The 20,294-nt window shown below is 72.1% G+C and carries 20 protein-coding genes; 11 read left to right on the top strand and 9 right to left on the bottom strand.

Annotated features, from left to right (window positions below; translation table 11 throughout):
• Positions 1-39 precede the first annotated feature (39 nt).
• Positions 40-1,137 carry an epoxide hydrolase family protein gene (locus B056_RS0103725; RefSeq protein WP_018500562.1) on the top strand — a complete coding sequence of 366 codons (1,098 nt, stop codon included), beginning with the start codon at positions 40-42 and terminating at the stop codon, positions 1,135-1,137.
• 58 nt (positions 1,138-1,195) lie between these two features.
• Complete coding sequence (locus B056_RS0103720) at positions 1,196-1,522, top strand: antibiotic biosynthesis monooxygenase family protein (protein WP_018500561.1); 327 nt, start codon at positions 1,196-1,198, stop codon at positions 1,520-1,522.
• 119 nt (positions 1,523-1,641) lie between these two features.
• Here B056_RS0103720 and B056_RS0103715 read toward each other — a convergent pair whose 3' ends face one another.
• The 3 genes from B056_RS0103715 to B056_RS0103705 all read right to left on the bottom strand — a co-directional run bounded on the left by B056_RS0103715 (position 1,642) and on the right by B056_RS0103705 (position 3,854).
• The gene (locus tag B056_RS0103715) at positions 1,642-2,232 is read right to left on the bottom strand and encodes an RNA polymerase sigma factor (protein WP_020572298.1); all 591 of its coding nucleotides are present in this window, start codon (positions 2,230-2,232) and stop codon (positions 1,642-1,644) included.
• Positions 2,229-3,020, bottom strand: a complete 792-nt coding sequence (locus tag B056_RS0103710) for a hypothetical protein (RefSeq protein WP_018500559.1) — start codon at positions 3,018-3,020, stop codon at positions 2,229-2,231. Before B056_RS0103710 ends, B056_RS0103715 begins: the two co-directional genes overlap by 4 nt.
• Positions 3,021-3,188: 168 nt before the next feature.
• Positions 3,189-3,854, bottom strand: a complete 666-nt coding sequence (locus B056_RS0103705; RefSeq protein ID WP_018500558.1) for an NADPH-dependent F420 reductase — start codon at positions 3,852-3,854, stop codon at positions 3,189-3,191.
• A gap of 130 nt (positions 3,855-3,984) precedes the next feature.
• Between B056_RS0103705 and B056_RS0103700 the strand changes: the two genes are divergently transcribed.
• The gene (locus tag B056_RS0103700; protein WP_018500557.1) at positions 3,985-4,377 is read left to right on the top strand and encodes a winged helix-turn-helix transcriptional regulator; all 393 of its coding nucleotides are present in this window, start codon (positions 3,985-3,987) and stop codon (positions 4,375-4,377) included.
• A 43-nt stretch (positions 4,378-4,420) separates the two neighbouring features.
• Here the strand turns inward: B056_RS0103700 and B056_RS0103695 are convergent, their stop codons facing one another.
• On the bottom strand, positions 4,421-5,314 hold the full coding sequence (locus tag B056_RS0103695; RefSeq protein ID WP_018500556.1) for an NmrA/HSCARG family protein: 894 nt from the start codon (positions 5,312-5,314) through the stop codon (positions 4,421-4,423).
• Between the two features lie 94 nt (positions 5,315-5,408).
• On the opposite strand from B056_RS0103695, the gene B056_RS0103690 reads away from it, so the two are divergent.
• Complete coding sequence (locus B056_RS0103690; RefSeq protein ID WP_018500555.1) at positions 5,409-6,029, top strand: TetR/AcrR family transcriptional regulator; 621 nt, start codon at positions 5,409-5,411, stop codon at positions 6,027-6,029.
• A gap of 84 nt (positions 6,030-6,113) precedes the next feature.
• Here the strand turns inward: B056_RS0103690 and B056_RS0103685 are convergent, their stop codons facing one another.
• Entirely contained in the window at positions 6,114-6,959 is an 846-nt protein-coding gene (locus B056_RS0103685; RefSeq protein WP_018500554.1) for a siderophore-interacting protein, read from the bottom strand.
• A 57-nt stretch (positions 6,960-7,016) separates the two neighbouring features.
• Between B056_RS0103685 and B056_RS0103680 the strand changes: the two genes are divergently transcribed.
• Entirely contained in the window at positions 7,017-7,943 is a 927-nt protein-coding gene (locus B056_RS0103680; protein ID WP_018500553.1) for a LysR family transcriptional regulator, read from the top strand.
• A gap of 103 nt (positions 7,944-8,046) precedes the next feature.
• Positions 8,047-8,634 (top strand): DJ-1/PfpI family protein, encoded by a 588-nt coding sequence (locus tag B056_RS0103675; RefSeq protein ID WP_018500552.1) that lies wholly within the window; start codon positions 8,047-8,049, stop codon positions 8,632-8,634.
• Positions 8,635-8,794: 160 nt separating this feature from the next.
• On the opposite strand, the gene B056_RS39270 is transcribed toward B056_RS0103675, so the two are convergent.
• Positions 8,795-10,678, bottom strand: coding sequence for a DUF6777 domain-containing protein (locus tag B056_RS39270; protein WP_230202801.1), 1,884 nt, complete (start codon positions 10,676-10,678; stop codon positions 8,795-8,797).
• A gap of 272 nt (positions 10,679-10,950) precedes the next feature.
• Positions 10,951-11,712: a hypothetical protein gene (locus B056_RS35020; protein WP_018500551.1), complete on the bottom strand. Its 762-nt coding sequence runs from the start codon at positions 11,710-11,712 to the stop codon at positions 10,951-10,953.
• 230 nt (positions 11,713-11,942) lie between these two features.
• Here B056_RS35020 and B056_RS0103660 point away from each other — a divergent pair, with 230 nt between their 5' ends.
• Both B056_RS0103660 and B056_RS0103655 read left to right on the top strand, forming a co-directional pair.
• The gene (locus B056_RS0103660) at positions 11,943-14,078 is read left to right on the top strand and encodes a sensor histidine kinase (protein ID WP_018500550.1); all 2,136 of its coding nucleotides are present in this window, start codon (positions 11,943-11,945) and stop codon (positions 14,076-14,078) included.
• Entirely contained in the window at positions 14,075-14,716 is a 642-nt protein-coding gene (locus tag B056_RS0103655; RefSeq protein ID WP_020572297.1) for a response regulator transcription factor, read from the top strand. Before B056_RS0103660 ends, B056_RS0103655 begins: the two co-directional genes overlap by 4 nt.
• A gap of 83 nt (positions 14,717-14,799) precedes the next feature.
• On the opposite strand, the gene B056_RS0103650 is transcribed toward B056_RS0103655, so the two are convergent.
• Entirely contained in the window at positions 14,800-15,633 is an 834-nt protein-coding gene (locus B056_RS0103650; RefSeq protein WP_018500548.1) for a helix-turn-helix transcriptional regulator, read from the bottom strand.
• Positions 15,634-15,819: 186 nt separating this feature from the next.
• On the opposite strand from B056_RS0103650, the gene B056_RS0103640 reads away from it, so the two are divergent.
• Entirely contained in the window at positions 15,820-16,551 is a 732-nt protein-coding gene (locus B056_RS0103640; protein WP_020572296.1) for a dienelactone hydrolase family protein, read from the top strand.
• A 6-nt stretch (positions 16,552-16,557) separates the two neighbouring features.
• Here B056_RS0103640 and B056_RS0103635 read toward each other — a convergent pair whose 3' ends face one another.
• The gene (locus B056_RS0103635) at positions 16,558-17,181 is read right to left on the bottom strand and encodes a TetR/AcrR family transcriptional regulator (protein ID WP_018500545.1); all 624 of its coding nucleotides are present in this window, start codon (positions 17,179-17,181) and stop codon (positions 16,558-16,560) included.
• An 87-nt stretch (positions 17,182-17,268) separates the two neighbouring features.
• Between B056_RS0103635 and B056_RS0103630 the strand changes: the two genes are divergently transcribed.
• Both B056_RS0103630 and B056_RS35015 read left to right on the top strand, forming a co-directional pair.
• Entirely contained in the window at positions 17,269-18,036 is a 768-nt protein-coding gene (locus tag B056_RS0103630) for an SDR family oxidoreductase (RefSeq protein WP_018500544.1), read from the top strand.
• 134 nt (positions 18,037-18,170) lie between these two features.
• A complete protein-coding gene (locus tag B056_RS35015) occupies positions 18,171-19,562 on the top strand; it encodes an FtsX-like permease family protein (protein ID WP_018500543.1) in 1,392 nt (463 codons plus the stop codon).
• Positions 19,563-20,294 lie beyond the last annotated feature (732 nt).

Here is a 20,294-nt window from a genome sequence, read left to right as displayed (position 1 = left end):
GATTTAACGTTAGTCTCACTAACATTAGGGAGACTAACGATGAAGGTCGAACCGTTCCTCGTCGCGGTGCCGCAGGCCGACCTCGACGACCTGCGCGCCCGTCTCGGCCGCACCCGCTGGCCCGACGAGCTGCCGGGCGTCGGCGACGAGTTCGGAGTGCCGCTGGCCCGGGTCAGAGAACTGGCCGACCACTGGCGCCACCGTTACGACTGGCGGGCGGCGGAGGCCGAGCTGAACAGCCATCCGCAGTTCGTCACCGAGATCGACGGCCAGCGGATCCACTTCCTCCACGTGCGCAGCCCGCGGCCGGACGCGCTCCCACTGGTGCTGACCCACGGCTGGCCGGGGTCGGTCGTGGAGTTCCTCGACGTGATCGGGCCGCTCTCGGTGGACTTCCACCTGGTCGTCCCGTCGATTCCGGGGTGGGGCTTCTCCGGCCCGACGCGCGAGCGCGGCTGGGACGTCGACCGGGTGGCCCGGGCCTGGGCGGAGCTGATGCGGGGCCTGGGGTACCGCCGGTACGGCGCGCAGGGCGGCGACTGGGGGGCATCGGTGTCCCGGGCGCTGTCGCAGCACGACGCCGACCACGTCGTCGGAGTACATCTCAACTATCTGCCGACGCCGCGCCTGCCCGGTGACCCGGACAGCGCCCGGCTGACCCCGGGGGACCAGGAGCGGCTCGCCCAGACCGAGGCCTACCTGCGCGACCAGCCGGCGGTCCGGCTGGTCAACGGCACCCGGCCGCAGACCCCGGCGTACGCCCTCAACGACTCGCCGGTCGGGCTGCTCGCCTGGCTGCTCGACCCGATGACGATGTGGGCGGCCCGGGACTTCCCGATCAGTCCCGACCGGGTGCTCACGAACGTGACGCTGTTCTGGCTGACCGGCACCGCCGGGACGGCGCCCCGCCTGCACCGGGAGACCGGCGGCCCGCGGTCGTGGCACACCGTCCAGCCGGTGGGCGTCCTCGTCCTGCCCGAGGACATCACCCGCCCGGTCCGGTCGTACGCCGAGCGGCGGCTGCCGATCGCCCGGTGGACGGAGGCCGACCGTGGCGGCCACTTCCCGGGGCTTGAGGTGCCCGAGCTGCTCGCCGCCGACATCCGGGCGTTTTTCCTGGACCTGGGCGGCCGATAACATCGGCGAAACGTGCGACCACCGCGTTGCGACCACCGAGTGGGGAAGCCGGGGCACCGTGACCGTCATCAAGATCAACGCTATCTCCGTCGATCCGGACAGCGGCGACGAGCTGGCCCATCGTTTCGCCGCGCGGGCCGGCGCCGTCGACGACCGGGACGGCTTCGAGGGCTTCGAGCTGCTCAAGCCGACCGACGACCGCACCACGTGGCTGGTGGTGACCCGCTGGCGCGACGAGGAGTCGTTCCAGGCATGGGTCAGCTCACCGGCCTTCGCCCACGGGCACCGCTCGGAGGCGGAACGAGCCGGCGGCGAGGCGCCCAAGCCGGTCGGCGTGCACAGCGAACTGTGGAGCTACACGATCGCCGGCGGCTCCGCGGGCTGACCCGGGCCGACCGTTCCGTCCCGCGCGGCCCCGGAGGCGTGCGATGCGTCAGACGACATCGGCCCGAGGGGCGAGCTGGCCGTCCGGCTGTGTCGTCCTCACGGCAGGGGCGGCACCGGTCACCTGGAGGCCGCCTGGTCGGTCGCCGGGTGTCCAATGACCAGCGCCTCCCGCAGCCGCTCCCGGGCCCGGTGCAGGCGTTGCCTGACCGCCGACGGCGTGATCCGCAGGATCTCGGCGATCTCGTCCGCGCTCAGGCCGTCCCAGCCGGTCAGCGTGAGAATCAGCTGGTCGGCCTCGGTGAGCCGCGCCAGCGCGGTCCGGACCTCGACGGCTCGCTCGGGTAGTACGGCGTGCGCCGGGACGACAGTGGCGAGATGGGCGCGAAGGCGGTCGGCCAGTGCCGCCCGGCGGGTCTGGCCCCGACGGTGGTTGGCGAGCGTGTGACGGGCGATGCCGAACAGCCAGGCGGTGGCGGAGCCGTCGTCGGACGGCAGGTCGGCGACCCGCCGCCAGGCGGTCATCAGGAGCTCGGCGAGCAGGTCGGCGGCGTCGGCCGGCGGGTCGACCCGGCGGGTGAGAAAGGCGAGAAGCCGCGGGCCGGTCGTGCTGACGAGGCGGGTGAACCGTTGCTCGGTCGTCTCCTCGGCTGTCGGCGTCTCAGCGCTCGACGCCGTAGGGGCGGCGGATCTGACGGGCTCAGAGGTCACTGGCCGGTACCGCTCCACTCGGAGCCGCAGTTCGCGGTGATGTACTGCCGGGCCGGGCCCTCGTCGCCGCGGGCAGCGGCCTCGGCGGTGTCGCGGAGGTAGTCCCTGACGCCACCCCCGTCGACCGCGACGATGATCGGCCAGGCCGGCATGCCGCGCATGACTCCTACAGCCCGCCCGGCCCGGGCGCTGTCCCCCGCTCCGCGCGCAGCGAGCCATTCGCCGTCCCAGACACAGATCGCGTACGAGGCGAAAGTCGCACGCACTCCGGTGACCTGCATCAGCGCCCTCTCCCGCTGGCCGTTCGCAACCTCTCGGTCGATGACGGGCTGCCAGCTCCGGCCGGCCGGCAGGGGGATGTCGGCCGGCCGCAACGACTCCATGGCCTCGCGAAAGTCCGACGCTCCGGTGTTCAGCCACTCACTGGTGTCGTTCTCCGTCATCCCCGGAGAGCCGAACAGACCTGTGCGGGCGGCAAGCTCGTCGCCGAAGGTGAACGCCGCCGTTCCCAGCAGCGCCGCGGCCGCGAGTCCGGCGACCGCGACGCGCCGTCTGGCGGAATGGTCTCCCGGCGCTCGCACCGACATCAGGCCCAGGCGTTGCGGTCGCCCCGACCGGGCCGGCCGCTCCGTCGGGCCGTCCGGCCTGGCCTCGTCAGCGGACCCGGTCCGTACAACCGCCCGCGCGAGCTCGCCGACCAGGCGGGCGACGTCGTCGTGGCTCGCCAGGTCTGCTCTTACCGGGTCCGCGGACCGCACCCGGCGATCCAGCTCGCCGTCATCCAGCAACCTGATTCTGATCAGCCTCCAGCGTCGACGTCGATCGGCTGACCAGAAGATGTCCGGCACGGCCGCCGGTGTGACATGGCGCTGGCAAGCGGGGTGATCACGTGTCCCACCTGGCGAGCAGACGTGTGGATGACGGCTCGCACGCTGGCTGACCGTCTCCGTCCTCGGCTAGGCCGATACTGTTCCCCGCGGTACGCGGGGGATGGCCGAAGCCGGATCAAAGCCCGCGAACGCCAGCCCGATGACGAAGCCCGCGACCTCCTCGAGCTGACGTGCGCGGACCAGCGCTCCCAGCGTGGCCGGTACGCCGCCGACGTCCCGGACGAGATCGCTCACGACCCGCAGCGCCGACTTGTCGTCGCCGCAGATCGCCACTGTGGGCGCTGAGGTGTCCGCACCGGCGTCGCCGGCCGGCGGTCGTGCCCACTGGGCGGCGGGATAAAGGTGGAACGCCTTCACGACGTGCGCTCCAGGAGCCGCCGCGGCGATCCGGGCCGCGGCCGAGTCGCCCTGCTCGGTGAGCAGGACGCCGACGCCGTGCTCGACCGCGTTCGTCGGGTCGATCAACGGAACCCCCGCCAGCGTTCCCTCGCCCGCGCCCGCGCTGCGCAGGACATCCTCGACACCGGTCCACAGCACGGCCAGCAGCACCGCGTCGCGGCCGGCGACAGTCGCGCGTGGGGCGGCCGCCCGCGCCGTCCCGCCCAGGCGTTCCGCGAGCGCGTCCGCCCTGGCACGCGATCGACCGCCGATCACCACCTCGTGCCCGGCCTGGACCCAGGCTCGTCCCAACCCCTCAGCCAGCACCCCGGTGCCCAGAATTCCGATCCGCATGATTCCTCCTCGTGCGTGCTTGTGCGCGTCGACCGTGTCGACCGCGGGCGGCGCGATCGCCTCGGACCGAGACCGTAAGGCGGCCGTTACGCACCAATCGGTGCGCGCGAGATCTGCGACGATGGCGAGAATGAGCGACCAGGGACGTCACTGCGAGGAGCTGGTGGCGGACTGCCGTATCCGGGCGGTGACCGACCTGTTCATCCACATCTGGGACCCGGTCGTGCTGATGGCTCTTCGTGCGGGGCCGTGTCGGCGCCGCGAGCTGCGCGTCGCGATCGGCGGTATGAGCGACAAGGTCCTCACCGAATCGCTACGCCGGCTCGGCGCCTACGGTCTGGTGGCCCGCCGTGCGTTCGCGCAGGCCCCGCCGCGGGTCGAATACGCGCTGACCCCACTCGGGCAGAGCCTGGTGGACGGTCCGATGGAGGCGCTCGGAAACTGGATCACCGAGCACGGCGAGGAACTACAGGACGCCCAGGACGGATCGGCGGAGCTTCAGGCGCGTACCGGCGCTGGCTGAGATCGGAGCGGCGGACGCGGGTACGCCCCGGGCACCGGGCGTGTCAGGGGCTCGCCGGTTCGGCGAACAGCGCGGCGAACCGGGCCACGCCCTCCCGCGCCAGCCAGGTCTCGAAGTCCATCAGCCCCGGGTGCAGCCGCCGCAGCGCGGGAACGTCGGCCTGCCAGCCGTTGAAGGACCTCTCCCGCTCGAGGCCGTCGACGTCGACCCCGAGCTGGACGAGAGTCTCCCGGGGGAGCGGGTCCAGCTGAAGGTCGCGCCCGGTCGCGCGGCTGATCGCGGTGATCAGGTGTTCGCGGGTCACCTCGTCGCCGGCCAGCTCCAACTCCGCACCCACATAGTGGGCCGGGTCCGCGAAGGCGAGCGCGGCGAACGCTCCGACGTCGGTGACGGCGATGAGCTGGACCGTCACCCCCGCCGGGATCATCCGGACCAGCGAGGCCTGGCCGGTGACGCCGAAGACCGGGTCGGTGTGGTTCTCCATGAACATGACAGGTCGTAGCACGGTGGCGGGAAGGCCGAGCTCCCGGATGTGGAGCTCGATCCGTGCCTTCGAGGCCGCGGGGCCGTCCGGGTCCCGATCGGTACCGGCCGCGGAGGTGTGGACGAGATGCCGGACCCCGGCTTCACTGGCCGCGTCGGCGAGGTTGACGCCGTACCTTTCCTCCCCCTCGTCGAAATGGGGGGCATGGCTCGCCGGCTGGACACTGAACACCCCGTACACGCCCTCGGTGGCGGCGGCCAGCGCGTCCCGGTCGTCCAGGTCACCGGTCACCAGTTCGGCGCCGTCGAGGGCGAGCCGCCGCGCCGCCGGCCCGGCGGGGTCGCGGACCAGCGCCCGCACCCGCCAGCCGTCGGCCAGGAGACGCCGCGCGGTGGCCCCGCCCTGCTGACCGGTGGCTCCGGTGACGAGGATGGTCCGGTCGGGCGTCGGCATGCGGAGCCCCTTCTGTTAGGCTCAGGTCATGTTCCGGAGCGGTGCTCCGAAACATACGGAGCGGTGCTCCGGATGTCAATGACGGAGGAGCCGGTTGGCCGAGTCGCCGCGCGCGGACGCTCGCCGCAACTACGAACTGATCCTTGACGTCGCCCGGGACGTGTTCGCCGAGCACGGCATCGACGCCTCGCTAAGGGACATCGCGCGTCGGGCCGGTGTCGGCATCGGCACGCTCTACCGCCACTTCCCGACCCGCGAGGCGTTGCTGGAGGCGTTGCTGGGCCGGGGCTTCGACGGGCTGCGCGCGCGGGCCGAGAGCCTGCTCGCCGCGCCGCGTCCCCGGGACGCGCTGCTCACGTGGCTGGGAGAGGTCGCCACCGGCTCCGCCGTCTACCAGGGCCTGCCCGCCTCGATCCTGGCGGCCCTCGAGGACGAGAGCTCGGCGTTGCACGGCTCGTGCGCGGCCATGCGGGCCGCCGGCGCCGGGCTGCTCGAACGCGCGGCGCGGGCCGGGGCCGCGCGCGGCGACATCACCATCGACGACCTGCTCGCGTTCGTCACCGCGATCGCGTGGGCGAGCGAGCAGTCGCCCGACCCGCCGGGCCGGACGGAGCGGCTCCTCTCGATGATGATCCACGGGCTGGCGGCCCCCGGAGCCGTCCCACCGCCCGCGCCGTCACGACCAGGCGGGCAGGCGGCCCGACCCGGGTCATAGGCGCCCTGACTTGGTCAGAGACGCAGGGACAGCTCCAGCCCGTCGTCGAGGGGCAGCAGGGACGAGAGGTAGCCGTGGCCGGGGTCAGTCCATGCCGCGTTTGCCCGGGGTCCAGAACGGCTGGACGATGACCTGGCGGCGCTCCCAGCCCCGCTCACTCACCAGGTGGCGGCGGACGGCCTGGCAGGTCCGGGCCTCCCCGGCGACGTAGGCGACGGGCCGACCCGTGCGGCCATCGGATCCGGTGGCGGGGGCGGATCCGGCGTCGGATCCGATGGCGGGGTCCCGCGGGTCGGGCAGGTCGAGGTCGGCGAGCGCCGCCGGCAGCAGCGGGGAGCCGGCTGCCGGGGCGCCGTGGCGGTAGCTCCAGGCGAGGTCCCCGGCGCGGGGTGAGGGCAGCGCGTCCGCCGGCTCGTCGCACTCGAACACGCCGCGGACCTGGGCGGAAGCGGGCAGGCCGCGCAGGATCGCGCCGAAGGGAACCGCCGCGGTGTCGTCACCGACGAACAGGTGGAAGCTCGCGTCGGCCCGCGCGACGAGGCGCCCGTCCGGCTTCGTGATGATCGCTTCGTCTCCCGGCGCGACGCCGCGGGCCCACGCCGCGCCGGGGGAGTCGCCGCCGTGGTCGTACACGGCCAACGCCAGCCGTCCGGCCGGGTCGTACTCCCAGACCGAGTAGCTGCGCTTGAGGTCGCGGGGCCCCTGCCGCCAGCTGTCCAGCCGGGTCGGGTCCTGGGGGAACAGGGTCACGTTCTGGCCCGGTGTCCAGGTGAGGTCGGCGAGCGCGGGGCCGGCCAGCACGATCCGGCGGGTGCGCCGGGCCAGCTGGTCGACGCTGTCGACCTCCGCGCGCAGCAGCATCCGGTCCAGCAGCGCGAGCGGCCCCCGTCGGGGACGGGGCGGGGAGACAGCCGGGGAGTGTTCGGTCACGAGGCGAGCGTAGGCAGCCGACGATCAGCACTCAAATGAAACTTACTCAGTGGCAAGATGCATGCCATGCAATCAACGTCCTCGCTGGACCTCAACCTCCTGGTGGCCCTCGACGCCCTGCTGGAGGAGCGGAGCGTCAACGGTGCCGCGCGGCGGCTGCGACTGACCGAATCCGCGGTCAGCCGGGCGCTGGGGCGCGTACGGCGCGCGATGGACGACCCGGTCCTGGTACGCGCCGGTCATCGGATGGTGCCCACCCCGCGGGCGTTGGCCGTCCAGGTCGAGGTGCACGCGCTGGTGGAACGGGCCCACGCGGTGTTCGCCCCGGTTCGGGAACCCGACCTGGCCACCCTGGCCAGAACGTTCACCATCCTGGCCAGCGACGCGCTGACCACGGCGATCGGCGTCGATCTGCTCGACCGGCTGACCCGGGACGCCCCGGATGTGCGGGTGCGGTTCCTCCCCGAGCCGTCCGAGACCGACGACCCCCTCCGTGACGGGACCGCCGACCTGGAGATCGGTGACATCGACTCGACCTCGCCGGAGATCCACATCGAGGTCCTGGCCGAGGAGCGGGCCCTCGCCGTCGTCCGCGCCGGGCATCCGCTGACCCGGGGCCGGCTGACACCGGAACGCCTCGCCGCCGCCCGGCACATCACGGCATCCCGCCGGGGGCGGTTCGCCGGTCCGCTGGACGAGGCCCTCACGGCGCGTGGCCTGCGCCGGACGGTGGCGGTCTCGGTTCCGTCCCACTCCGCCGCACTGCTGCTCGTCGCCGGCAGCGACCTGGTCGGCCTGGTACCGGCCCGGCTCGGCCGCGGCCTGCTCGACAGCCTCGGCCTGGTGGCCCTCGACCTCGGCCTCGACCTGCCCACCCTGACGATCGCGCAGGCGTGGCATCCCCGCTACGAGGCCGACGCGCCGCATCGCTGGCTTCGCGGCCACGTGCGTGACACCCTCCGGCTCGCGCTCGATCCCCGGTGACCGGCCCGCCGCGTACTTTCCGAAGCGCCGGGCCGGCTTGCTGAACGACCGGCCCGGCGCAGGTGCCGGCCGATGTGGGTGTGAACCTGGCGGAGGTGACGGTGTGAGATCCATTGGGATACTGCTGTTCGATGACTTCGAGGAACTCGACGCGGTGGGGCCATGGGAGGTTCTCTCGTTCTGGGCGCACCAGTTCCCCGACGACGGCTGGCAGGTCACCACGCTCTCCCGGGACGGCGCGCCGGTCACCGCCGCCAAGGGGCTCGTCGTCCACCCCGAGCACTCCTACGAGACGGTTCCGCCGCTCGATGTGCTCATCTATCCAGGTGGGCAGGGCACCCGCGCCCACCTGGACGACGAGGCGCAGCTCGACTGGGTGCGCCGGCAACGCGCGCAGGTGCCGCTCATGACCAGTGTCTGTACCGGTTCGCTGGTGTACGCGCGCGCCGGGCTGCTGGCGGGGCGACCGGCGACGACGCACTGGGCATCGCTGGGCCTGCTGCGTGAACTCGATCCGACGCTCGTCGTCCGTCCCGACGACCGTTTCGTCGACGACGGGGACATCGTCACCTCGGCAGGTGTCAGCGCGGGCATCGACATGGCCCTGCACCTCGTGGCGCGCCTGCGGGATGTCGAGCGCGCCAGACAGGTGCGGCGCGGCATCCAGTACGACCCGCGGCCGCCGGTCTGACCGCGCCTGGACGATCGACCACGTGACCATCCAGTGGGGCTGGTGTGAAGGTCCCCGCCACGATGTCGGCCGCGGTGACCAAGACCCCTGGCCCACCCGCATCCGGCGGATGCCCCACCCGAGACTGACGCGGGGGCCGTGCCGGGACGGGTTACCCGGGTCAGCCGCCGCGCCGCACGCTCCAGGTGCCCCGGCCGTCGTAGCACCGAGACGTCCCGGTTCCCGCGATGGTGTCCCCCTGAACCTGTCCCTCGAAGCGGGTCTCGTTCGGATCATCGGAGACGGCGAACTCGATCTTGTCGCCGTCGAGTGTCCCGGAGATCGGGCGCCCGCTCAGGCCACACGCGCTTGCGGCCACGCTGTCGGGCGAGCTGATGGTGCCGGTGATGGACGAACCATTCTGATTGATCTCCAGGATGACCGGAGCTTCGTACGGGCCCGGCTGAGTGATGTGCAGCTCCCCCCGCCAGGTGCCGGAGATGTTTTCCTTCTTGCTGCCCGGAGTGCTCGTCCCAGGCGATGGGCTTGCGGTCAGCGAGGTGGGGACAAAGCGTTGCCCATTCCACAGGAATCGCGCATCGCGTGTCGCCCCGGTACCCGATCCGGCCGTACTCGGGAAACTCGCCTCGGTGACGAGCAGCCCGTTCTCGACAGCCAGCCGACCTCCGGTGAAATCTGTGGCCTGCTGGCCGTTGTCCAGCGGTGGCTGCGGATGATCGAGAATATTAGGACCATCGTAGTAGACGTACAGCAGATTCTTGTGTGGACTGCCGCTCGCGCCGCACGAGAGCAGGACCGCGACCTCGCGATGTGAGCTGCCCGCCAGGTCGCCGACGGCCACCTTCAACACGCGCAGTTCGTAGGTTCCCGTCGCGTCGGTCAGGGTACCAACGCCGTTTTCCGCCGTGAATGACTTCTCCCCGGCGCAGTCCACGTGATATTTGGTGTTGAGCCAGTCCGTGTCGGCTGCCGGGGTGAAGTCGTGGTCGCCTTCCCCGGCGGAACCGCGTTCGCGTGTGAAGGGCTGGTCCGATTTCACGTCGACGAGAACGAACACGTCCGCGGGGATCTCGTGTGGCTGCGTCTGGGTCAGTGTGTTCTTCGAGAAACGTGGCCAGGCCTCGCCGACGGTCTTCGCCTTCTTCGCCTCGACGGGGTTGACCGCCGGCCTGGTCAGCGGGTTCCCGCAGCCGCACTTGACGACCGGTACACCCGCGCCGTTGACGAGTACCGCCGTCCCGGCCTGCAGCACCGCCTGGAAAGACGTCGCCGAGCCGGACTTGTACCCATGGTTCGTGACGAGGGTGTCGGCGCGCAGAACGACCGGCGTCAGGGATTTAACGAAGGCATCGAGATCCGCCGGCTTCACCTGGAGAACACCTGTCCAGGCAGCCAGTAACGGCGGATTATCACGCAGGTAGCGGACCATCTTGTCCCGGTCGCAGGTGCCTGCGTTCCTGGTGCCCCCGTAAAGGCCGACGGTCTCCGCTGGTATGACGCCGCTGACCGGCCCCTGCGAGGAGGAAAGCGGCTCGACGACTTCGTCCTGGCCGACAGGCGGCATAAACGCGTCAAGGGTCGGCTTGCCGGCGAGCTCCAGACGCAGCTCACGACCGCCGCTTACCCCGCTTGTCAGAGCGAAACCGGCGGCCAGGCTGACGCCGGCCAGGACGAGAACAAGCCCGGCGGCCACAGCCACCCGGGTCCTGGGGCTCGCGAGCGGACCCCGGCGCCACAGCCGCACGGATCGGACTGGCGAGGTTCCGCCGGGGACCCCGTCGGGCGGATCCCGGAGCTGGGTGGCGGCGGCGAAGACGACGTTCGCGGGAAACACGCTGTGGGCGGCCGCGAGAACACGGTGACGTCCGTCATGAAGGACGCCGGAGCTGAGCTCGGAGCTGACCTGTCGCCAGAAATCCTCGGAGTTCTGCGCGGCCCAGGTCGGATGGCGCCCGCGCGGGAAGCCTGCCGCGTCCAGCAGATGGCCGGCCGCCTGCTGCTTCTGGAAGACGCGTGCGAGCTCACGTATCTCGTCGTTGCTCAAACTGTCGCTGGACATGCCGCCTACCCCCGCGATGACGACCGCATGACGCCTGCCGATCCGAGGCGGCTTTCGCGACAGATCACCTGGCCGGACACATAGTAGCGGGTCAGGCACGAACGGACACAGACCTTTGGGGCGCGTCCCAGCTCGCCCCCAGCCGCGCCCTCACCGCCGGCTTGCTGGACCTGCCAGCCAGCCGGCGGCGTACGGTCGCGGTCGCGACCGCAACTGAGACCGCGACCGCGATCGGCGACTCGGTAGCCGCTTCCGAGTCAGCGGCGACCGAGAGATCCGGATCCGGATACCCGCCGGGAATCGGGCTGGGACTTGGCGGTGCCGAGGAGCTCGTGGCTGCCGAGGCTGAGTCCGGCGAACGCGACGATCAGCCAGATCGGCCCGACGATGCCCGGGAAGCCGGCGATCGACAGCACACCCGACATGAACAGCACCGCGACCGGCGGGATCAGGCTGACCAGGCCCAGCCACCGCGACACCAGGCGGTCGCGCAGGCTCAGCCAGGCGACCGCGCCGGCGGCCACGACGACTCCGAGATAGCCGATGAACGGGCCGAAGTCGTTGAGCATGAAGTAGAAGAACTGCCCGTCAGTGGTGAAGCCGTTCTCGTTGATCCCGCCCGGCAGGTACAGCGCCAGCGCCAGCTTCCAGCCGTAGCCCAGGCTCAGCGCCGCGGCGGACGCGGTGAGCCCGTCGGCGACGACCCGGGCGGCCACGGCGCCGCGCGTCGTGGCCAGCGCCTTCACACGCCAGGACGCGGCCAGCACCAGCAGGAGCGCGACGGTCGCGTAGCCGAGCGCGCCACCGAGCTGGAGCTGCCCTCGGGAGAGCCCGGCGAGGGCCTCCGGCCCGACCCGGTCACTGCCGACGTTCGGGCTGGTGAACATCGTCGCGACGATGCCGAGCACCCCGGCGCCGACACCGAGCCACGTCCACCGGGCCCGGGCGGGCGCGCCGGCCGCACCGGCGGCGCCGCCGTCCGCGTGGCCGCGGGTGGCCCGCGCTGTCGTGGTTGTCATGGTGTGCCGTCCCCTCCTCGCACCGGCGGCTCGATCGCCGTCGGCGTTGTGAGGATCACCCTCGGGTGCCCGGCGTCCCGGAAACGAGGGACAGCCGCCCCCCGCGGTGGACGCGCGCGCGACACCGCGCCGAGCCGGCGTGCTCCCGGCGCGATCCTGGGTGCATGGGGGCATCTGCACCGGTATCCGCCGGCACCTGGGATGACACGGCATCAAACGCGGCGGCGCCTGTGTTCCTGCCCGCGCCGGCACCCGAGCCCGTGCTCCCGCCGGCGCCCGTGCTCCCGCCGGCGCCCGTGCTCCCGCCGGCGCCGGCACCCGCGCCGGCGGGCACGGTGACGACCGGAGTCGTCGCGGCCTCGGTGCTCGTGGTCGGCCTGGCGCTGTCGTCGGTCCTCTGCTCGGCCGGTGCCCTGCTGCTGCACCGGTACGTCACGGCCCGCACGGCCCAGCACGTCGCGCTGGACCCCGCGGATCTGGTCCTCGCCGTCGCGTTCCCGCTGGTCGCGGCCCTGGTGCTGGTCTACCAGCCGGGTAACCGGGTCGGCTGGCTGCTGCTCACGACCGCGCTGACCGGCCCGTACCTGCTGGCCTCCCAGTACGCGGCCCTCGCCCTGCTGCCCGGCGAGCGGGGGCTGCCCGCGCAGGACGCGGCCACCTGGTTCGCGGTCTGGGGCTACGTTCCGTACTTCGTGCTGTGGGGGTTGGTGCCGGCGCTGTTCCCCGACGGACGGCTGCCCTCCAGAAGGTGGCGCGCTCCCGTCGCCGCCATCGCCGTGGCCATCGGATGTCACCTGATCGCCCGGATGCTCAGCCCGACAGGGCTGGACGTGTCCGCGGCGTTGCGCAACCCCTACGGCTTGGAGACCGTGACCTGGCTGCGCCACGTCACCATGGTCACCGCCCTGGCCGCCATCTTCGGCGGCGGGCTGCTCGGGCTCCTGGCGGTCGTGACGCGGCTGCGCCGGTCCACCGGCGTCGAGCGGGCCCGACTGCAGTGGCTAGTTCTCGGGGTGGCCGGTCTGGTCGGCGCGACCCTGCTGGGTTCGCTCCCGCACGGGCCGGACGCGCAGGCCACAGACCTGGGCGTCGGGATGGTGCTGCTGGTCGCCGCCATCGGCGTCGGAGCCGTCCGCCATCGGCTGTTCGACATCGGGACGGCGCTCAGCAGGACCCTGGTGTACGGCCTGCTCACCGCGTTCCTGGTGCTGGCGTACGCCGCGACGGTCGCCGGCGCGGGCGCGCTGGTGCCGGGGCGGCGGATCGCCTACGGCGTGCTCGCGGTCGCGGCACTGGTCGCGGCGGCGGCCCGCGACCAGCTGCAGCGGCTCGTCGACCGGCTGCTGTTCGGCGCGACCCGCGACCCGTACGCGGTGCTCGCCGTCCTGCGCGGCCGGCTCGACCTGGCCACCGGGCCGCTGGACGCTCTCTCACAGCTCGCGGACGGGGTGCGGGAGGCGCTGAAAGTGCCCTACGTGGCGATCGAGAGCAGTGACGAACGCCTGGCGACGATCGAGTCCGGGACACCCGTCGGCTGGCTCGAGCGGCTGGCGGTGCCCGCCAGGACCGGCCGTGGGCGGGCCGGCACCCTGCTCGTGGGCCGCCGCCACCCGGCGGACCAGTTCACCGAGCCGGAACGGGCGATGTTCGACGACATCGCCCGGCGGGCCGGTGACCTGCTGGACGCGGCGAGTACGCAGCATGACCTGCGGCGCAGCCGGGAGCGGCTGGTCGCCGCGCGCGAGGAGGAACGCCGCAGGCTGCGCCGCGACCTGCACGACGGCGTCGGCCCCCAGCTCGCCGCGATGGCGATGCAGCTCGACAGCATCGCCGAGGGCCTGGCGGAACGGGCCGATCCCGCGGCGGAGCGCGCCGCCCTGGTCCGCGACCGGCTGCGCGGCACCGTGCGCGAGATCCGGCACATCGTCGAGGACCTGCGCCCGCCCGCGCTCGACGAGGGCGGGCTGGCCGTCGCCCTGGCACAGGCCGTCGCGCCGTTCGCGCCGGTCGTGACCCTGAACGCGCCGGCCGAGCTGGCGGAACTCGTACTGCCGGCGGCTACCGAGGTGGCGGCGTACCGGATCGTCGCGGAGGCGGCGACGAACGCGGTCCGCCACTCGGGCTGTGAGAGGTGCGTGGTCCAGGTCCGGGCCGAGCCCCCGTGGCTGATGGTCGAGGTGGCCGATGACGGCGGTGGCCTGGCCGCCGACGCGGTCCCGGGAGTCGGCCTGCGCAGCATCCGGGAGCGGGCGAGCGAGGTGGGTGGCCGGCTGGAAGTCCTTGACGCCCGATCCACCGGCGGGACCGAGGACGGCGGCACGCTTGTGCGGGCTCGCCTTCCGCTGCGGGAAGGCGGGCCGGCGTGACGTCCGTGCGGGTCGTGATCGCCGATGATCACGAGTTGTTCCGGGACGGGCTGCGCGGCCTGCTGGTCGAGCTGGGCGCGACCGTGGTCGCCGAGACCGCGGACGGCAACGCCGCGCTGGCGGCGACGCTGCTGCACCGGCCCGACGTGGTGCTCATGGACCTGCGCATGCCGGGCCTGGGCGGCATCGAGGCCACCGCGCGCATCGGCGAGCAGGCGCCCGGGACCGCGGTCCTGGTCCTGACGATGAGCGAGGACACCGCGTCGCTGCAGGCGGCCCTCCAGGCGGGGGCCCGCGGCTACCTGCTGAAGGAGTCGTCGAAGGCGGACGTCGCGCGAGCGCTGGCGGCCGTCGCGCGAGGCGAGCTGGTCATCGGTCCGGGGATCGCCGACAAGGTGCGGCACGCCGTCGGCGGCCTCTCCCCGCGGCTGTTCCCCCAGCTGACGGAGGCCGAGGTCCGGGTGCTGGACCTCGTCGCGGACGGCCTGGCCAACGGGCAGATCGCCGCCCGGCTGCTCCTCTCCGAGAAGACGGTGCGCAACCGGATCTCGACGATCCTCACCAAGCTCGGGGCGGCGACCCGTACCGAGGTGGTCCTGCGGGCCCGCGACGCCGGCTTCGGATCCGGCCCGTCATGACCGCGGCGCGCGTTCACCGGACGCGGGTTCACCGAACAGGCAGGAGGCTGTGACACCGCCGTCCACGAGGACGTCGCTCCCGGCTACACCGTCGGCCCGTCGGTCCGCACGGTGTAGGTGACCAGGGTCTGCTCCGGGTGATCGGCGACCCTCAGTACGACGTGGGTGAACTCCACCGGGCCGAGACGTGGATGGCGCAGCCTCTTCACCCCGCTGCCGCCGATCGACACGACGTCGTGGTTCGGCCACCACCGCCTGACGTGCGGGCTGTCGCGAAGAAGCTCGGCGATGAGCGCGGCGACGCTCGGCTCGGTCGTGTACGCCGCGGTCGCGAGCCGGAAGCGTCCGAGCATGGCCCGCGCCTCGCGCTCCCAGTCGAGGTAGACCTGCCTGGCCTGATCATCGGTGAACATCCACCGCACCAGGTTCCTGTCCGCCGGCGGCCGTGCCTCCCAGTCGGTGAACAGCTCGCGAGCCGCCGAGTTCGCGGCCAGCACATCCCAGCGGCGCCCCTTCACGATGGTCGGATGGGGGGCGAGGCGCTGGACCAGATCGGCCACCTCGACGGCCACCACCTCGGTCGGCGGCTCCGACTGCCCGTCGGACGCGGGACGTGACGCGAGGTGGCCGGGGCGGCCGTAGGCCAACACGTCCAGGTACTGGCGTTCCGCGGCGTCCAGGAGGAGCGCCGTGGCGAGCGCGTCGAGAACCTGGGAGGACGGGCGGACCTGGCGGCCCTGCTCGAGGAACGTGTAGTAGGTGGGCGACAGGTTCGCGAGCAGGGCGACCTCCTCGCGGCGCAGCCCGGGAGTGCGCCGCCGGGCCCCCGGCGGGAGGCCCACGGCCGCCGGGGTGAGCCGGGCCCGGCGGGAACGGAGCAGCTCGCCCAGCGCGGCCGGATCCCCATCAGGTCCCATGCCCTGCCAGCCTAGTCATCACCAGCCTGGTCATCACCAGCCTGGTCATCACCAGCCTGGTCATCACCAGCCTGGTCATCACCAGCCTGGACCGTAACCAGCCTGGACCATAACCAGCCTGGTAATGCCCGTACCAGTATGAGCGTGCTGTGGTCCCGTCTTCCCCGGAGCTGAAGACTGGTCCGCATGGACGTTGTCGGGCAGTGGATCGATATACCGGTGGAAGACGGAACCACGATGGCCGCGTACTGCGCTCGGCCGGCCGGTGATTTCTCCCCGGTCGGTGTGATCGTGGCGCACGAGTTGTTCGGCGTGACCCCCGGGATCCGTTCGGTCGTGGACGAGATCGCGGCCGCGGGACACCTGGTGACAGCGCCGGAGTTCTACCATCGGGACGCTGAGAAGGGGCGGTTCCTCTCCCGCGACGACGCCGGGCGCACCGAGGGTTTCGCCCTGCTCCACAGCATGACCCGGGCCGGGGCGGTCGCCGATGCGCGGGCCGCGGTCTCGGTGCTCACCGATCGGTACGCGGTCCGCGAGGCCGCGGTGGTCGGTTTCAGCGCCGGTGGGCACCTGGCCTATCTCGCCGCGGCCACGCTGCCGATCGCCCGTACGGCCGTCCTGTACGGCGGCTGGCTCCCGAGCACCGATATCCCGCTCAGCCAGCCGGAACCCACGCTGGAGCTGACCAGGGGAATCAGCGGAGAGCTGCTGTTCGTCGTCGGGGAAGAAGATTTCCTGATCGACGCGGATCAGGTCGACAGGGTTTCCGCGGCACTGCTTTCCGCCGGGGTCCGGCACGAGGTCGTGGTCTATCCGGAGGTTCAGCACGCCTTCTTCTGGCCCGACACCCCGGCCTTCGACCGGGCGGCCCGGGACGATGCGATGAAGAGAGTCCTCGCGCTGCTCTCCCGGTAGTCGGGGTCAGGGCGTGGCCGTCTCCGCCGGCCACGCGGCCCGCGCCACGTCGACGACGGCGAGCAGGTCCGTCGCGTCGGCGCCGTCGCGTGCCTGCTGCGACATGCCCTGTAGCAAGGCGCCCACGTACCGGGCGAGCGCGTCGGCGCGGGTCGCGGCGGGCAGCACCCCGGCGGCGATGTCGGCCTCGATCCGCTCGCGCAACGCCGCGGTGTTCGCCTCCCGACGCTCCCGCAGCAGCGCCTCGACGTCGGCCGACGCGGTGCCGCAGTTCACCGCGGCGCTCAGGACGAGACATCCGCGCGGGCGGTCGGGCCGGGTGTACTCGATCGCCGCGGCCCGCAGCGCGCGGTGGACCCCGCGGCCCACCGTCTCCTCCGCCGCCAGCGCCCGGTCGAAGAAGGCGCCGTAGGAGCCGGCGTACGTGTCGACCACCTCGCGGAACAGGGCGCGTTTGTCCCCGAAGGCCGCGTACAGGCTCGGCGCGGCGATGCCCATCCGCGCGGTGAGCTCCGCCATCGAGACGGCGTCGAACCCGCGCCGCCAGAACTCGAGCATCGCCACCTCGAGCGCCCGCGCCCGGTCGAACGTGCGGCGTCTGCCCGGACGGGGGGAGTCTGCCGTCTCCATTGACGCATTCTATAGCGATCGCTAAAGTTCATCCCGAGATCTTTAGTGATCGATAAAGATCTAATCCGCGATGGAAGAGGGAACGCGATGGCACGTCTCGACGGCAGGACCGCGCTGGTGACGGGGGCCAGCCGGGGTATCGGACGGACGATCGCGCAACGCCTGGCGGCCGACGGTGCCCTGGTCGCCGTGCACTACGGCAGGGACGAGGCCGCGGCGAAGGAGACGGTCCTGCGCATCGTCGGGGCGGGCGGCCGGGCCTTCACCGTCCGGGCCGACCTCGAGGCGCCCGCCGCCGCGCGCGACCTCTGGGTGGCCTTCGACACGGGGCTGGCCGAGATCCACGTGGAGCCCGGGGTGGACATACTGGTCAACAACGCCGGCATCTCGTCCTCCGGCGACCTCGCCGGCACCGCCGTGGCGGAGTTCGACCGTGTCTTCGCGGTCAACGTCCGGGCGCCCTTCTTCGTCATCCAGGAAGCGCTGCCGCGGCTGCGTGCCGGCGGGCGGATCATCAACATCTCCTCGGGAGTCACCCGGATCGCCGCCCCGGAGATGCTGACGTACGCGATGAGCAAGGGTGCGCTGAACACGCTCAGTCACAGCCTGGCGAAGGGGCTCGGCGCGCGTGGGATCACGGTCAACGCGGTCTCACCCGGCATCGTCGACGTGGACAGCAACGCGAGGTGGCTGCGCGACGACCCCGAGCAGGTCGCGCTGTGGAGCTCCTTCTCCGCCCTCGACCGGATCGGGCAGCCCGCCGACATCGCCGACGTGGTGGCGTTCATCGCCTCCGACGAAGCCCGCTGGATCACCGGCCAGGTCATCGACGCCACCGGCGGGGCGAAGCTCTGACGCCCACGCCCACGCCCACGCCGCCCCCGCCCTGGACGGACGCTCGGGCGCGGGAGCTGGGAACGCGGGATGTCAGGCGTGGGCGCGCAGCGCCTGGGCGCGGCCGGCCGGCCGCGGGGCTCGCGTTGTTCTTCGTGAGCCGGCCGGGACTCGCCACGATCCCGTTCACCGGCGACCGGTTCTTCCCGTCGGACCTTTCGCTCACCGCCGCCAACGTGCTGGCGGTCGCGGTCGGCATCCCGCTGGGCGCCGTCGTCGCGGCGTGGCTGGCGCTGCGTCGGGTGCAGGTCTCGCCGCTGGGCGTTCACCAGCGGGTCACGCCGAATCGGCCGAGCGCATGGCGGGTGCTCCCGCCGGCCGTCGGACTCACGGAGCTGACCTACCTCATCGGCCGGCGGCCCCAGACCTCGAACGGACAGATCCTCGCGTTCCTGTCGGGACTCACGCTGATCATGATCGGCCTGGTGCTGGCCGGGCCGTGGCTGACCATGGTCGGCGCGCGGCTGCTGGCGGGGCGGGCGAAACGGCCGGCCACCCTGATCGCCGGGCGGCGACTGGCGGACAACCCGTACGCGGGCTTCCGGCCGGTCAGCGGGCTCGTGGTGGCCCTGTTCGTGACCACCGTCGCGACCGCCACGATCACCACGTACGTCGCGAACCGGGGCCAGTCACCCAACGATTCGATCACCACGACCTCACTGTCCAAGGTGTTCTGGCCCGAAGAGGGTCAGGCACCGGCCGCGGACCAGATCCCGGCCGGCCTCGCGGCGGCCCCCGGGGTGCGCAGCGTGACACTCGTACGCCGGGATCCGTCGGGCGAGTGGGGCCTGATCACCTGCGCCGAGCTGGACCGGCTCGAGGTGTTCGGCAGCTGCCCGGCCGGCGCGCAGGTCGCGAGCGTGCACCCGGACCTCGTCGGCCCGCGGGCCTTCTCGCGCAACGCGTCGGCCGTGTGGGACGCCGCCCCCGTCAGGCCCGAAGCGGTGGACGACCAGCCCGTCCTGTCCGTGGTCGTCGACACCACCACCCGATCGGCTTTCGAGCGAGTCCGCACGACGCTGATCAGTGCCTTCCCGGCCGGCCACTTCCCGGTCAGCGTCGGCGAGTGGCAGGCCGGCACGACACAGCAGCTGACCCAGTTCCAGCGACTGGCGGACGTCGTCGTGGTGTGCGGCCTGCCGATCGCCGGATGCGGCCTGGCGGTGACTGTGGTGGCCGGACTCCGGGACCGGCGGTGGCCATTCAGCCTGCTTCGGCTCACCGGGGTCCAGCTCGCGACGCTGCGCCGGGTGATCTCCCTCGAAACGGTGGTACCGCTGCTGGCGGTCGCCGTGGTCGCGATCGGAACGGGGTTCCTGGCTGCCTACCTGTTCCTGCGCGCACAGCTGCAGTACACGTTGCTCGCTCCACCCGCCTCTTTCTACCTGACGGTCGCCGGTGGGCTCGCGGTGTCGCTGGCCACCGTCGCCTCCACACTGCCGCTGCTAGACCGGATCACCGGCCCCGAGTCGGCGCGGAACGAGTAACAACGCATCTCACACCCGATTCGGCTGGCCGTCGCCTGCTTCTGGGGGGGGATGGAACCCGTCGAATGGCGGTGAAGAGAGCGAGAATTTGCGGGATGCCGACGTCGAGGACGGCCGGATCGTTCACGCCCACCATTGATGCTGCTTCGCACGGCCAACGCCTGACGTCGTGTTACGCCAACGGGCGCTGATCCGCGGTCAGGCGGACGACGTGGCGCAGCTGGCCTGGGCGCTACGGTGATGACGTGGGACTTCATCTGAGCCGGATTGCCGAGGCCGAGGAGTCGTCGACCAACGACTCGCATGTGCTCCTTGTCGGTATGGTTCTGGACCAGCTGGTATCGGAAAGAACGAACGCGGCGCCGACAACGATCTCTGATCATGACGGTCATGGCTCGCCGGCACTCTCCGGCGGCCGAAACGGTCGATGCTGGTCGAGGTCACTGCCGGCGACACCCTCGGAATGCTCACCGTGTTGGAAGGGCGGATGGGCCGGCGGGAGCCTGGACCGCTTCCTCACAGGTGTGCGGCATGACCTGTTTCCCGGATGTCGCACGTTGTCGTGTGTCTGGCCGTGTCGCCGCTCGCGCAACGCGACAGAGCCGATACGCGAAAAGGGAGCCGTGTGCTCGGCACGAATACGGATGGGTGCGCGGCGGACGTGGTCGCCATCCCCCTGGCTTGGCTGATCATCTTGGGTGACTGCCCAGGTCAGGGGTGACCTCGGTGAGC

The organism is Parafrankia discariae (assembly GCF_000373365.1).
GTDB lineage: Bacteria > Actinomycetota > Actinomycetes > Frankiales > Frankiaceae > Parafrankia > Parafrankia discariae.
The sequence above is the reverse complement of the archived record's forward strand: the minus strand, read 5'-3'. Positions and strand labels throughout refer to the sequence as shown.